Raw genomic sequence first — 14,264 nt, 5'->3', positions numbered from 1 at the left:
CCGAGAGAAAGAAAATTTTCGCTCATAGTCAACGTATATTTTCCGTTTGACTATTTTTTTTCAAAGCGGCTAGTGTTTGCCGGAATGGCGTCATAATGCCTTCAAACCCCATGCGGCGAAGCTGATGACTGTGCGCGAGACGATCCGGCGAGAGATGGCGCAGCTCACCGCGAGCGAGCGCAAGGTCGGCAATGCAGTGCTCGCCGACTATCCGTTCGGCGCCCTTCAGACGATCCAGGAGCTAGCCGAACGCACCGGTGTCAGCGCACCGTCGATCACGCGCTTCGTCAGCAAGATCGGCTTCGCGGGCTATCAGGAGTTCCAGCGCCAGCTGATCACGGAGCTGCGCGAAGGCGGCCGCTCGCCGCTCGACCTCAAGGCAAGCGAGCGGCTCGGCAACAGCACCACATTCCTCGCCGACTACGCTCAACGCATCGGCGAACGCCTTGCCGAAATGGCCGCGGCGGTGCCGCAGGAGCAATTCGATCGCATCGTGGCGCTGGTCGCAGATCCGGCGCGCAGCGTTTTCCTGCTCGGTGGCCGCATCAGCGACAGCATCGCGGCACTGCTCGCGATCCACCTCAAGCAGATCAGGCCAAAGGTCCATCAACTGCCGCCGAATCCCGAGCACTGGCCCGACCGGCTCCTGCAGATGCGCAAGCAGGACGTGCTGATCCTGTTCGATTTCCGCCGTTACCAGCCCGACCTCGCGCAGCTTGCCGGAATGGTGGCAGCCAAGCGGCATCCTTCGATCGTGCTCATCACCGACAAGTGGATGTCGCCGATCGCGCGCCACAGCGATCATGTCGTGGCCCTGCCGATCGAGATCGAAACGGCATGGGACACGGTCGTGTGTGCGATCGCCTTCATAGAGGCTTTGATCGTGAAGGTTTCGGAAGCGGATTGGCCGACTACAAAGAAACGACTGGAGGCGTGGGATGAGTTGCGCTTGGGGCGACCGGGCAAGGCGATGGAGGAAGAGCCATGATCGCTGAGGAAATGATCATAGCCTGCTGTACCGACTTGGCCGGGAAGGTGCGCGGCAAGGCCTTTCCCGCATCGCAGTTCGAGAAGCGGCTGCGGCGGGGCATCGGCTGGACGCCGACCAATGTGCAGATCACCTGTTTCGACGCCATCGGCGAGAGCCCGTTCGGAGCGCTGGGCGATCTCGTGCTCATCCCCGACCAGTCGGCGCGCGTCCGTGTCGATTTCGACGACGGCCAGCCGGTGGAGCATTTCGCGCTCGGCGACATCCGCCACACCGACGGCAGGCCTTGGGAACTCTGCACGCGTTCCATCCTCAAGGCCGCCCTGGACCGCCTGGAGAAGGTCACTGGACTGACGCTGCTCGGCGCCTTCGAGCACGAATTCCAGTTGCGCGATGTTCCGGCGCCGCGCGGCGAGGCCTACACCGCAGCAGGGTTTCGAACGGAACGCCGGCTTGCCGAGACGCTGATTGCGGCAATGCGCGAGGCGGGCCTCGAGCCGGACACCTTCATGAAGGAGTATGGCGGCGGCCAGTATGAGGTGACCATGGGGCCGAGCCGCGGCGTGTCGATCGCGGACCATTCGACGATCCTGCGCGAGATATTGCACGCCACGGCCGGGCGTTTTGACCGCAAGATCACCTTCACACCGATCCGCGATCCTGCCGGCGTCGGCAACGGCGTCCATATCCATCTGAGCTTCCTCGATGGCGACAAACCGGCAACCTATGATGCAGCCGGCAAGCACGGGCTCAGCGCCGTCGCCGGCCAGTTCGTCGCCGGCGTGCTTAGATATCTGGACTCGATCGTCGCCCTCACCGCTCCGAGCGCCGTTTCCTATCTGAGGCTGACGCCGCACCGCTGGAGCGCCGCGTTCAACAATCTCGGCTTCCGCGATCGCGAGGCGTCCGTGCGCATCTGCCCGGTGTCGGACCTCAGCGACATCGCCAAAGCCGCGCAGTTCAATTTCGAGTTCCGCGCCGCCGACGCGGCAGCAAGCCCGCATCTGCAGCTTGCAGCGATCATTCATGCCGGCGTCCAGGGGATCGAGGAAGGACTGCAGACGCCCGAGGCGACAGCGGAAGACCTTTCGCTGCTCGATTCCGCCGCATTGGCGGCGCGAGGCTATGTCCGCCTGCCGCAATCGCTCCGAGAAGCGCTCGAGCGTTTCGCCGGGAATACGACGGTCGCCGGTTGGTTCCCGGAAGGCTTTACCGATGTTTATGTGAAGCACAAGATGGCCGAGCTGGCCGTGCTAGAAGGTAAGGCCACTGACGAGATCTGCGGGCTGTACGAGCAGGTGTATTGAAGGACGGATTTTTGCTAGGGGGCGGGCTGCCGCGGCTGATTGGGTGAGCGGGATGTTGAACCCTGGTGCCCGCTGCAATTCTCGACGCAGTCTTCATGCCGCAAGGCTATTTGACCTAGTGAAGGGATTGCTAACGGCTTGAAAGTTTGACCTTGGCGCCGCCCCTCATCGCCCTGCCGGGCACTTCTCCCCGTAAACGGGGAGAAGGACGACTGCCGCTTTGATTTTCGCCAATCGCCGACGTTGAAGAACAAGCGCTTCAAAAGCGGCCGGCTTTCTTCTCCCCGTTTACGGGGAGAAGTGCCCGGCAGGGCGATGAGGGGCGGCGCCAACGCTCAAAAGCCATAACCGCGGTATCCACCGCTACCGATGACGACCCGCTCCCCAGCGCCTACATCAAGCGAATTGCAAATGCCCTACACCCGCACCGCGAGCACCGCGGCGCAGTCGCCTGCCTTCACCAGACCCGGGAAATGACGGGCCGCCAGCATGCCGTCCATCTTCGCGCGGATCTCCTTGGGCGCGGTTCCTGTGCGCGTGACGTCGTGGATGCGGGCGATCACCTCGCCCTTCCTCACTTCGCCGCCGAGATCGACCATCGTCTCGATCATGCCGTCGTCCTCGGCGAAGCTAAAGCAATCGCCATCGGGCATGTCCAGCCACTCGGTGGGCTGCCTGTCCGGGGTGCCCTTCACGATGCCGGCGTGGCGCAGCACGTTGACGACCCCGCGCCGGGCGATGCGCACTGTCTCGGCGCGCGACGTGCCGCCGCCGCCGAGCTCTGTCGTCACGAAGACCTTGCCCATCTCCTCGGCCGCGCTGTCGTACATGCCCACCGTGTCGATCTCGAGCATCTTCACCGAGTAAGGCGCGGAGAACGCCTCGACCGCCGCGAATGCCTTCTCTTCCTGCGCCTTGTCCGGCAGCACATGGGCTGCGCAGAACGGCACGAAATCGAGGGTCTTTCCGCCGGAGTGGAAGTCGAGCACGATATCCGCCCGGGGGAGAAGCTCCCGCTGAAAATAGTCGGCGATCTTCTGGGTCACGGTCCCGTCCGGCCGGCCCGGGAAGGTGCGGTTCATGTTGCCCTTGTCGATCGGCGAGGTGCGCGTGCCGGCGCGAAAGGCAGGGTAGTTCATGGCCGGCACGAAGATCACCGTGCCGCTCACGTCCCTGGCATCCAGCGTGCGCGCAAGATCGAACAGCGCCAGCGGCCCCTCATATTCGTCCCCGTGGTTAGCGCCGGTGAGCAGCGCCGTCGGCCCGGAGCCGTTCCTGATGACGGTGATCGGGATCATCACCGAGCCCCAGGCCGAGTCGTCGCGGCTATAGGGCAGCCTCAGGAAACCGTGCTGCACGCCTTGACCGTCGAAATCGACGGTCGGCGTGATCGGCGAGGGTCGAAGCTCGGACATCGCCTCAACCCTTCACGAACAGCTGGCGCGGCACGTTGGCCAGGCACTCGACGCCGGTCTCGGTGATCAGGATGGATTCCGTGATCTCCAGCCCCATCGTCTCCAGCCAGAGCCCGGTCATGAAGTGGAACGTCATGCCCGGCTTCAGCTCGGTGCGATCGCCGGGGCGCAGGCTCATCGTGCGTTCGCCCCAATCCGGCGGATAGGAAATGCCGATCGGATAGCCGGTGCGGTTGTCCTTGACGATGCCGTACTTCTTCAGAACCGCGAAGAAGGAGTTGGCGATGTCCTCGCAGGTGTTGCCGGGCTTCGCCGCGGCGAGCCCTGCCTCCATGCCCTCCAGCGTCGCCTTCTCGGCATCGAGAAAGGCCTGGGTCGGCTTGCCGAGGAAGACGGTGCGCGACAGCGGGCAGTGATACCGGTTGTAGCAGCCGGCGATCTCGAAGAAGGTCCCCTCACCTTCCTTCATCGGCTTGTCGTCCCAGGTGAGATGCGGCGCCGAGGCGTCGGCGCCCGACGGCAGGAGCGGCACGATCGCTGGATAGTCGCCGCCGATGCCGTCGACACCGCGCGTGCCGGCATCGTAGATCTCGGCGACGAGGTCGCATTTCCTCATGCCGACCTCAATCTTGTCGACGATGCGCGCATGCATGGCCTCGACGATGCGCGCGGCCTTGCGCATATAGTCGATCTCGGTCGGGCTCTTCACGGCGCGCTGCCAGTTGACCAGCGCAGTGGCGTCGACAAAGAGCGCGTTCGGCAGATGCTTCTGCAGGGACGCGAAGGCGGCCGCCGAGAACCAGTAATTGTCCATCTCGACGCCGATGGTGAGCTTGTCCCAGCGCCGCTCCGTGAGCACCTGGGAGAGGTAGTCCATCGGGTGGCGCTCGGTCGACTGCACATAGTGGTCGGCATAGCCGACAATGTTGTCGTGGCTGAGATAGGCGGTGCGCTTGGCGCCGTTCGCATCCTGGCCGCGGCCGTACCAGACCGGCTCGCCGGTCGGCGGCACGATCACCGCCTGGTGCACGTAGAACGACCAGCCGTCATAGCCCGTCAGCCATGCCATGTTGGAAGGATCGCTGACGATCAGAAGGTCGACCTTCTTCGCCTCCATGGCACGGCGCGTCTTGGCAAGACGCTCCGCATACTCCTCTCGCGTGAACTTCAAATTGGGCATTGTCATTGTCGTTGGTCTTCCTCGTTATTGGGCCGGGCTTGGGGGCCGGCCGACGACTTTGATTTGTTGCAGGCCCTTGTGCGGGCCAATCGAATATGGCGCGGCAAACCCCCGCTCCGCCTCGCTTCGCTCGGCACCTCTCCCCCTCAAAAGGGGAGAGGAAGGGCGCCTGGCATTACGGCCGGCACTTCCTCTCCCCCGTCGACCGGGGGAGAGGTGGTTCGCGAAGCGAACCGGAGTGGGGGTCGACCTCATAGGCGACTGCGTGGGTTCTTGTGGGACACTTGCCTAGCTCTCGAAAATGGTGCCGGCGCCGGCCGCCTTGGCACGGTCGCGGGCGAGCGTGGCGATCGCGGTGTCCTGCACGCCGGTGCCGGTGAGGTCAGCGACGGTAATATCGCCTGGCGAACGGCGGCCGTGCCTGATGCCTGCGATCAGTTGGCCGAGCTCGGTGACCTCCTGATCGGCGGAGATCAGCCCGGCGTCGATGGCATGATGCAGCTCGCCGAGCCGGCGCGTCTGGCGGGCAGCGTCCGCCACATAGAGGTCGGCGAGCTTGAGGATCGCCGGGGCGATCTCGTTCTTGTGCTCGGCATCCGACCCCATCGCGGTGATGTGCTGGCCGGCGACGACGAAGCCTGCCTTGACGATCGGCTCGGTCGACGGCGTCGTTGTGACGATGATGTCGGCGCCGGCTGCCGCCTCCGCCGCATCGGGCTCGGCGCGCACGACGATGCCGAGCTTCTCGCGCAGCGCCTCCGCCGTGGCTTCCGCCTTGGCAGCATCCCGCGCCCAGATCCGCGCCTCCGCGATCGGCCGCACCAAGGTCAGCGCCTCGAGCTGCAGCCTCGCTTGCACGCCGGCGCCGTAGATCGCCGCCACCGCGGAATCGGGCCGCGACAGATGCTTTGCCGCAACCGCGCCTGCCGCTGCGGTGCGCACGTCAGTCAGGTAGCCGTTGTCGAGCAGCAGCGCTTCGACAAGGCCGGTCTTTGCCGAGAGCAGCACCATCATGCCGTTGACGCTCGGCAGGCCGAGCTTAGGATTGTCGAAGAAGCCGGGGCTGATCTTGATCGCGAAGCCGTCAATGCCGGGCACATAAGCGGTCTTCACGTCGACCTCCCCACGATGCTCGGGAATATCGAGCCTCAGGATAGGCGGCATGGCGACCGGCAGCGTCGCCAGCGCGCGGAACGCGTTTTCGACACAGGCGACGGCGTCGAGATCGAGCTTCACGATTTCGCGGAGCTCAGCCTCGGTGAGGATGGTCATGCTAGGCATGGGAGAGCACCTCCAGGGTTGGCGCCCTACGGCGCCCCCCTCTGTCCTGCCGGACATCTCCCCCGCAAGGGGGGAGATTGGACAGCCGCTTTGGTTTCGCTAGACGCCAGCGTTGGAAATTGGCGAAACCCTCGATGACAGGCAATCTCCCCCCTTGCGGGGGAGATGTCCGGTAGGACAGAGGGGGGCGCGAACGAACTCGACGTGCCAGAACTTTCATGCTGACTTCCCCTCCCCGCACACGATCTTCCTGTGCAGCGCCATGTCGATGTTGCCGCCCGAAAGCAGCACCACCGTCGGCCCCTCCGGCTTCACCTTGCTGGCGAGCAGCGCGGCGATCCCCACCGCCCCGGCGCCTTCGACGATCTCGCGCTCCTCGGCATAGGCGTGGACGATGCCCGCGGCGATTTCTGCCTCGGTGAGGAGCACCACGTCGTCGAGCAGCTCGCGGCACATCTGGAATGTCAGCTGGTTGTCGAGCCCAATGCCGCCGCCGAGCGAATCGGCCAGTGTCGGCAGTTCCTCGACCAGAACCGGCCTGCCAGCATCGAGGCTCGCTTTCATCGCCGCGCCGCGCTCCATGGAGATGCCGATCACCTTGATGTCCGGCTTAAGCGCCTTGGCCGCGGCGGCGATGCCGGCGGCCAGCCCGCCGCCGGAGAGCTGCACGAGGATCGTTTCGGCGTCAGGAACGTCTTCGAGGATTTCGATCCCTATCGTCCCCTGCCCGGCCGCCACGGCCGGGTGGTCGAAAGGCGGCACCATCACCAGCCCCTCCTCGGCTACGAGACGATCCACTTCCTGCTGGGCATCGTCCTGGCTGTTGCCGATGATCTTCACCTCGGCGCCGAGACGGCGGATTTCCGAGACCTTGTTTTCCGGCACCAGCCGCGACATGCAGATCACCGCGCGAACGCCCTCGCGCTTTGCGGCGAAGGACAATCCGCGCCCGTGGTTCCCCGTCGATGCAGCCACCACGCCGCTTTGCTTCTCAGCTGCCGACAGCGAGGCGACGGCGTTCGACGCCCCGCGCAGCTTGAAGCTGCCCGTGATCTGGCGATGCTCGAGCTTGAGATGCACGGGTACGCCGGCGATCTCGGTGAGGCTGCGCGACGGCACGACTGGCGTGTGCACCACCTTGCCGGCGATGCGCGCGCGTGCGGCTTCGATGTCGGAGAGGGTGACGGGAGTGAAGGTCATCAGAGCGTTCTGCCTGCACGCTGGTTTTCATGAGGCGGCAGCGCTCTACGTTGCCCCCCCCCTCTGTCCTGCCGGACATCTCCCCCACAAGGGGGGAGATTGGCTTTCATTGAGGGTTTCGCCAATCGCCGACGCCGCAGGTTGGCGAAACCATCGCGGCCGTCCAATCTCCCCCCTTGTGGAGGAGATGTCCGGCAGGACAGAGGGGGGCGCGACGCGAGCTGGCCCGTCCGGAGTTGCGTGACAAACATCACCTCAGCCTCAGCCCCATCTCCATCAGCCGCCCCCACTCGGGCCGCGGCGCCTGATCCCCGCACACCCTCAGGCAATTCCATGCAGTCGCCAGGTTGCTGGTCACGACCGGCCGGCCGATCGCGCTTTCGATCTCAGGCACGACGGCCGCCGAACGCAGCGCTGTGCAGGAGATGAACAGAGCCTCGGCATCCGGCGCCATCGCCTCGCGCGCCAGATCCACCAGGGAGGCAGGCTTGAGGCGCGCCATCTCACGGTCATCGTCAAAGCCGAGGCATGTGAAGCTCGCAATGTCGAAGCCGTGCGCGGCGAAATAGGCGGCCATCGGCCGGCTGGTCTCGACCGTATAGGGGGTCAGTACGCTTATCCTTCTTGCGCCAAGGACCTTGAGGCCGTTGACGGCAGCCAAAGGCGGCGTGACCACCGGCACGCCGGGCTTGGCCCCGCGGATCGCGGCCTCGATCTCGGCGTCGCCGATGACGACGGATGCCGAGGTGCAGGAATAGCAGACCGCGTCCAGCCCCTCATCCGGCAGGATCAGCCCGGCGCCCTCGCTCAATGCCGGCTGCATCTTGCGCAGGTTTTCCGGCGTCGTCGGATTGGCGTAGGGAATGCGCGCCACATAGACCCCGATCCGCTCGCTGGCGACCATGCGGCGGAAATCCGGCTCGGTCGTGTGATCGGTGGCGAGGATGATCAGCCCGACGCGCTTTTCAAGCGGACGCGCATCGAGCGGCGGCCGCTGCTGATGGAGGCGGATGTCGACTGCAGGCTTTACTTGAACGTTCACCGTTCGATTCTCCCATAGCGGTATTCCAGCCACCGCAGCACGAATACCGACACAAGGCTGATCGCCAGGAAGAAGGCGCCGACCAGCGTCATCGGCTCGATGTAGCGATAGTAGGTGTTGGCGACGCTTTTTGCCTGGTTCATGAGCTCCAGCACGGTGATCGCCGAGAGAAGCGGAGTCTCCTTGAACATGGCGATGAAATAGTTGGCGAGCGCCGGGATCATCGGCGGAATTGCCTGCGGCAGGATGATGCGCGTCCAGGTCTGCCGCGCATTCAGGTTGCAGGCCTTGGCTGCCTCCCATTGGCCGCGCGGCACATTGTCGATGCCCGCGCGATAGACCTCCGCGGTGTAGGTGCCGTAATGCAGGCCGAGCCCGATCACGCCGGCAACCAGCGGCGGCAGCAGGATGCCGGCGTCCGGCAGCACGTAGAAGATGAAATAGAGCTGCACCAGGAGCGGGGTGCCGCGGATGAACTCCGCCGCGAAGCCGACCGGGCGCGAGACGAGCCGGTTCGGCGAGCGCCGCGCGAGCGCTATCCCCAGCCCGACAATGGCCGCCAGCACCGAGCCGAGCACGGTCGCGAGAATCGTGATCTTCACGCCCTGGATGAGGGTCGGCATGATCTCGCGGACGAATTCCCAATCCCATTCCATCAGACGCGCACTCCGTCAATTCCGCGCGCCATGCGTCGCTCCAGCATCCGCATCCCCCAGGCGATCAGCGTGGCGAAGATGAAATAGAGCACCAGGATCGTGGCGAACGGCACGAATGTGTTGCCGGTCTGCGAGCGCACCACCTGCGCCTGGAACGTCATGTCGGCAAGCGAGATCAGCGACACCACCGATGTTGCCTTGAGCAACTCGATGGCGTTGTTGCCGAAGGTCGGCAGCATGACGAGCAAGGCCTGCGGCATGATCACCTTGCGCATGCACTGAAAGCGGCTGAGGTTCAGCGCCACGCAAGCCTCATATTGCTCCTTGCCGACCGACAGGATCGCGCCGCGCACCACCTCCGCGCCATAGGCGCCGACATTCAGGCCGAGCCCGAGCACGCCCGCCTGAAGCGGCGTCAGCTCGAAGCCGATGACCGGCAGGACGAAATAGACCCAGAAGAGCTGCACGAAGATCGACGTGCCGCGGAAGAATTCGATGTAAGTCGTCGCCAGGGCCCGCACCACGAAGAAGCGCGAGATGCGTCCCAGCCCCGCCAGGAAAGCAAAGACCAGCGCCAGCGCCGAGCCCATGATGGTGAGCTCGACCGTGACGATCGCTCCTTGCAGGATCAGATTGAGATAGCCGAACCAGTCGGTCATTGATGCTTCCAAGGCTAGCGCCAGCTTTGCCGCCGCGTCCTTCTCCCCGTTTACGGGGAGAAGATGCCGGCAGGCAGATGAGGGGCGGCGCCGAGCTCGCCGATGTCAGCGCTGCCCCTCATCCGACCCTTCGGGCCACCTTCTCCCCGTGAACGGGGAGAAGGAAAGGCGTGTGTCACTTCGCCGAGCAGAGCTTGTCGCGGCTGGTCGACATCGCAGCCTGGGCGGAGAAGCCGTAGGGCTCGATGATCTTGGCGAACTCGCCGGACTCCTTCATCTTCTTGAGCTCTACGTCAAAGGCATCGCGCAACGCGGTGTCGTTCTTGTTGAACGCCGCGCCGTCGCAATAGACGGGCGCGCCCTGAACCGGAGCGAACACCTCGATCGTGTCGTCGCCGGACTTCTTCTTGAGGTCGTTGAGCGAGAGCACCGGCAGCGAGTAGACGTCGATGCGGCCGTCCTGCAGCATCTTCAGGCCGCTCTGCCCGTCCGGCACGACGATCACGCGGTCGCGCGGCACGCCGGCATTGAGCGCCAGCTTCTCTTCGGTGCCGCCGCCCGGGGCGCCGATCGTCGCCTTTTCGTCCTTGGCGATGTCCTCATAGCTCTTGAAGCCCTTCGGGTTGCCCTTCTTCACGAGGAAGGCTTCCGCGTCGCATAGGACCGGCTCCGAATAGGCGACGGCGGCGCAGCGCTCGGGCTTCATGAAAAGACCGGCAGTGACGACGTCGAAGCGATGCGCCTGGAGACCGGGGATCATCGCGCCGTATTCCGAGATCGAGGCGACGACGTCCGGCACGCCGAGCCGCTTGAACACCTCGCGCGCAACGTCCGGCGCTGCGCCCGAAACCTTGCCGTCGGGCGCGACCGCCGTATAGGGCGGCTCATTGGCGATCGCCAGGCGCGCAAAGCCCTGCTCCTTGAGCTGCTCGAGCTTGTCTGCGGCGGCCAGCTTCGGCGCCGTCATCATCACCACGGCTGCCGCCGCCGCAAACGCGGCGACCGTGCCCGCCAGAATTGCATTCCTTCTCATTGTTCCCAGCTCCTGTGCCCTTTGGTTTTCGTTCTGGTTTCTAGCGGCTTCATGCCGCGGGCATACCGGTCAGACCCGATGTCCGGCCGCTATGATCTTGCGCAGGAAGGTCTGAGTCCTCTCCTGCTTGGGATTGCGGAAGATCTCGTCGGGCTTGCCTTCCTCGACGATCCTGCCGCGATCGAAGAACAGCACGCGGTCGGCGAAGTCATGGGCGAACCCCATTTCATGCGTGACGAGCAGCATGGTCATGTCGGTCTCGGCCGCGAGCTTGCGCATGACGTTGAGGACTTCTTCGACCAGCTCGGGGTCGAGCGCGGAGGTGACCTCGTCGAACAGCATGATCTTCGGCGACAAAGCGAGCGCCCGGGCGATCGCGACGCGCTGCTTCTGGCCGCCCGAAAGCTGCGCGGGCATTGCCTTGGCCTTGTCAGCCATGCCGACCATGTCGAGAAGCTCCATCGCCCGCTTCTTGGCGGCGTCGCGGGCAATCCCCTTGGTCAGCATCGGCGCCAGCGTGATGTTGTCGCAAACGCACATATGCGGAAACAGGTTGAACAGCTGGAAGACCATGCCGATCTTCTGGCGCATTTTCGCCAGGTGCCGTTCATCCGCTTCGACCAGCCGGCCGCTGCGCTTCATATGGTAGAGTTCTTCGCCCTCGACCTGGATGTGGCCGCTGTCGATGCGCTCCAGCGTCATCAGGATGCGAAGGATTGTCGTCTTGCCGGAGCCGGACGGCCCGATCAGCGCCAGCTTTTCGCCGGGCATGACCTCCATCGACAGCGAGTCCAGCACGCGCAGCGCGCCGAAGCTCTTGCTGATGCCGTCAATCCTGATGATGGGCTCGGCCATGCCGCCTCCCTCGGGGTTCCGAACGCCCGAACGATGGAAAAGTTACAAAATCATGTCAATTCTTAAAATTACATCATGACAATTTTTTCGATTCCGCACAATTTGGTGGGCGGCGGCTGCGTGAATTTTGGGCAGCGATTTGAAGGGGCGGAACGATGGTGAGGCCGGCGCGCGTCGCGCCCCCCTCTGTCCTGCCGGACATCTCCCCCACAAGGGGGGAGATTGGACGGCCGCTTTTGTTTCGCTAATCGCCAACGTTGCAGATTGGCGAAATCCTCAATGACAGCCAATCTCCCCCCTCGTGGGGGAGATGTCCGGCAGGACAGAGGGGGGCAACGTAGAGCGCGACGTCATCGTCTCGCCCCTCATGCCCGCCCACCTCAAATCGCCAACAGCACCGGCTCCGGATCTGCGAGCAGCAGCCTGGCAATCGCGCCGAGCCCTGCCCTTAGCTCACCCTCCGTCGTCGACCCGAGCGAGATGCGCACTGCGGGCTGCCAGGGGTCGTCCGAGATGCGGAACGAGCTGCCCGGTGCGATGGCGACGCCCTGCAGGCGTGCCTGCGAGACGAAGTCTTCCTCCGTACGGCCGCCCGGCAAAGGCAGCCAGACATGCAGCGAGTCGTGATTGCTGAGATAGCTCACGCCCGACAGCATCTCGGCGGCGATCGCCAGCCTGCGCTTCAGAGCCTTGCGCTGCCAGTGCACCAGATCCAGCGCGGTGCCGTCCGTCACCCATTTCGACGCGATCTCGGCGACCATGGGCGTCGCCATCCAGTTGGATACCAGATGCCGGTTGGCGACCGAGGCGACATAGCGGTCCGGCGCGACAAGGTAGCCGATCCTGAGCCCCGGCACGACGATCTTGGTGAAGCTCGTCACGTAGAATGTTCGCTCCGGCGCATAGGCCGCGAGCGGCGGAGCCCTGCCCTCGACCAGCGGCCCCAGCACGTCGTTTTCGACAATGGCGATGTCGTGCTTGCGCGCCACTGCCGCGATCTCGGCGCGGCGCTTGTCGCTCATCAGCGTAGCCGTCGGGTTGATCACCGAGGGCTGCACGAAGACGGCGCGGATGTCGGTTTCGCTGCAGGCCTCGTCCAAGGCTTCCGGCACCAGCCCGTCCTCGTCGATCGGCAGGCCGTTCAGGTTGAAACCCAGATAGGTTGCGAGCGGCACCAGCGTGTGATGGCCGATCGCCTCGGTTGCGACCGTGGAGCCGGGCGGCGCCGCGCTCATCAGGGCGACCGTCATGCCCGACGTGGCGCCGTTGGTGAGATTGATGTTGAGCGGCGAAGCATCCAGTCCACACAGTTTCAGCCAATCGGCGGCGACCGCGCGGTGGCGCGGGAAGACCACATTTGGACGGAACGACAGCGCAGAACTGGCCGGCAACTCCTTGGCCAGCCAGGCCAGCGCTTCCTTCATCTTCTCCAGGTGCATCGGTTCGCAGACGGGCTTCAGGATCGACAGGTCGATCACCTCGCCCAGCCGCTCCGGCAGATAGGGCGGGTCCGGCTCCTTCCCATGCGTGAGCACGAAGCTGCCGCGCCCGATCTCGCCCGATATCAGCCCGCGCCGAATCAGCTCCTCGTAAGCGCGGCTCACCGTCTGCACCGACAGCTTGAGCTCGTCGGCAAGCTTGCGGTGCGGCGGCAACCGCGTGCCGCCGGGCAGCCTCCCGTCATGGATCGCCCGCGAGAATTGCTCGGCCAGCGACAGATACGCCGGCCTCCGGATTGATGCAGGATCGGGGCGCCAGATTGTCATGACTTCATAAGAGAGCAAAATCAGGTCAATTGACAATGCAAATAATGCAACGTCATGTTCCCCAGGCAAAAAAGATGGATGGCCATGGCATCGCCGAGACTCGACCGCATCGACCTTAGGATCCTCGACGCCGTGCAGCGCGACGGCCGCATCACCAAGCTGGCGCTCGCAGAGAAGGTCGGCCTGTCGCCCACCCCATGCTGGATGCGGCTCAGGAAGCTCGAGAAGGCAGGCCTGATCACCGGCTACCACGCGAGGCTCGCGCTGCGCGCAGTCGCGCCTATCGCGACGGTGCTGGTCGAGGTGACGCTCGGCAGCCATCGCCAGGCGGATTTCGACCGCTTCGAACGGGCCATCCGCGACATTCCCGAGATCGTCTCCTGCTGGTCTGTCGGCGGCGGCGTGGACTATTTGCTCAAGGTCGTGGCCCGCGACATCGACGCCTATCAGCGGCTGATCGATGCGCTGCTAGAGCGCGAAATCGGTATCGACCGGTACTTCACCTACATCGTCACCAAGACGGTGAAGGATGAGACGGTGGTGCCGGTGGCGGAGCTGCTGGCGGACCGGGAGGAGGTGTAGGGGCGCGCATTTCGCTCGCGCCCTCTCGGGCAACGTTGCGGCCGGCAGACCCCTCATCCGTCTCGGCGCTACGCGCCGAGCCACCTTCTCCCACGGGGGGCGAAGGGGGAGCTTGGCATTCAGCTCGCCGCAAATCTCAAACGTCGGAGATTCGCGGAGACGAAAAATGCAACGCGCGCCCCTTCTCCCCTTGTGGGAGAAGCGCAACCATTAGCGGGCGAGATGCTGTTGGGGTGCTTTTCTTATCCATGGAGTGCCGCGCTCGACGACGGCATTGGCGAAGATCAGTAGCTTTCGGGC

At 64.6% G+C, this 14,264-nt stretch carries 13 protein-coding genes; 3 read left to right on the top strand and 10 right to left on the bottom strand.

The window, feature by feature from the left end; genetic code table 11:
- The first annotated feature begins 124 nt into the window (after positions 1 to 124).
- Positions 125 to 988 (top strand): MurR/RpiR family transcriptional regulator, encoded by an 864-nt coding sequence (locus SAZ10_RS30690; RefSeq protein WP_318613282.1) that lies wholly within the window; start codon positions 125 to 127, stop codon positions 986 to 988.
- A complete protein-coding gene (locus SAZ10_RS30685; RefSeq protein WP_318613281.1) occupies positions 985 to 2,295 on the top strand; it encodes a glutamine synthetase family protein in 1,311 nt (436 codons plus the stop codon). The genes SAZ10_RS30690 and SAZ10_RS30685 overlap by 4 nt, the downstream gene beginning before the upstream one ends.
- Before the next feature lie 416 nt (positions 2,296 to 2,711).
- On the opposite strand, the gene doeB is transcribed toward SAZ10_RS30685, so the two are convergent.
- The 10 genes from doeB to SAZ10_RS30635 form a co-directional block, all read right to left on the bottom strand.
- Positions 2,712 to 3,710, bottom strand: coding sequence for a N(2)-acetyl-L-2,4-diaminobutanoate deacetylase DoeB (gene doeB, locus SAZ10_RS30680; RefSeq protein ID WP_318613280.1), 999 nt, complete (start codon positions 3,708 to 3,710; stop codon positions 2,712 to 2,714).
- A 4-nt stretch (positions 3,711 to 3,714) separates the two neighbouring features.
- Complete coding sequence (gene doeA / locus SAZ10_RS30675; RefSeq protein ID WP_318613278.1) at positions 3,715 to 4,896, bottom strand: ectoine hydrolase DoeA; 1,182 nt, start codon at positions 4,894 to 4,896, stop codon at positions 3,715 to 3,717.
- A 282-nt stretch (positions 4,897 to 5,178) separates the two neighbouring features.
- Positions 5,179 to 6,171: an ectoine utilization protein EutC gene (eutC, locus tag SAZ10_RS30670; protein ID WP_318613277.1), complete on the bottom strand. Its 993-nt coding sequence runs from the start codon at positions 6,169 to 6,171 to the stop codon at positions 5,179 to 5,181.
- Positions 6,172 to 6,387: 216 nt separating this feature from the next.
- Positions 6,388 to 7,371, bottom strand: coding sequence for a hydroxyectoine utilization dehydratase EutB (gene eutB / locus SAZ10_RS30665; RefSeq protein WP_318613276.1), 984 nt, complete (start codon positions 7,369 to 7,371; stop codon positions 6,388 to 6,390).
- A 250-nt stretch (positions 7,372 to 7,621) separates the two neighbouring features.
- Positions 7,622 to 8,413 carry an ectoine utilization protein EutA gene (gene eutA, locus SAZ10_RS30660; protein ID WP_318613275.1) on the bottom strand — a complete coding sequence of 264 codons (792 nt, stop codon included), beginning with the start codon at positions 8,411 to 8,413 and terminating at the stop codon, positions 7,622 to 7,624.
- A complete protein-coding gene (gene ehuD, locus SAZ10_RS30655; RefSeq protein ID WP_318613274.1) occupies positions 8,410 to 9,069 on the bottom strand; it encodes an ectoine/hydroxyectoine ABC transporter permease subunit EhuD in 660 nt (219 codons plus the stop codon). The genes eutA and ehuD overlap by 4 nt, the downstream gene beginning before the upstream one ends.
- A complete protein-coding gene (gene ehuC, locus SAZ10_RS30650) occupies positions 9,069 to 9,728 on the bottom strand; it encodes an ectoine/hydroxyectoine ABC transporter permease subunit EhuC (protein ID WP_318613273.1) in 660 nt (219 codons plus the stop codon). Before ehuC ends, ehuD begins: the two co-directional genes overlap by 1 nt.
- A gap of 175 nt (positions 9,729 to 9,903) precedes the next feature.
- Positions 9,904 to 10,761, bottom strand: a complete 858-nt coding sequence (gene ehuB / locus SAZ10_RS30645) for an ectoine/hydroxyectoine ABC transporter substrate-binding protein EhuB (protein ID WP_318613272.1) — start codon at positions 10,759 to 10,761, stop codon at positions 9,904 to 9,906.
- 69 nt (positions 10,762 to 10,830) lie between these two features.
- Positions 10,831 to 11,616: an ectoine/hydroxyectoine ABC transporter ATP-binding protein EhuA gene (gene ehuA / locus SAZ10_RS30640; protein ID WP_318613271.1), complete on the bottom strand. Its 786-nt coding sequence runs from the start codon at positions 11,614 to 11,616 to the stop codon at positions 10,831 to 10,833.
- Positions 11,617 to 11,996: 380 nt separating this feature from the next.
- Positions 11,997 to 13,382 carry a PLP-dependent aminotransferase family protein gene (locus tag SAZ10_RS30635; RefSeq protein WP_318613270.1) on the bottom strand — a complete coding sequence of 462 codons (1,386 nt, stop codon included), beginning with the start codon at positions 13,380 to 13,382 and terminating at the stop codon, positions 11,997 to 11,999.
- An 84-nt stretch (positions 13,383 to 13,466) separates the two neighbouring features.
- On the opposite strand from SAZ10_RS30635, the gene SAZ10_RS30630 reads away from it, so the two are divergent.
- Entirely contained in the window at positions 13,467 to 13,964 is a 498-nt protein-coding gene (locus SAZ10_RS30630) for an Lrp/AsnC family transcriptional regulator (RefSeq protein WP_318613269.1), read from the top strand.
- The last annotated feature ends 300 nt before the right edge of the window (positions 13,965 to 14,264 follow it).

It is taken from the genome of Mesorhizobium sp. BAC0120, assembly GCF_033542235.1.
GTDB lineage: Bacteria > Pseudomonadota > Alphaproteobacteria > Rhizobiales > Rhizobiaceae > JAWRCU01.
The sequence above is the reverse complement of the archived record's forward strand: the minus strand, read 5'-3'. Positions and strand labels throughout refer to the sequence as shown.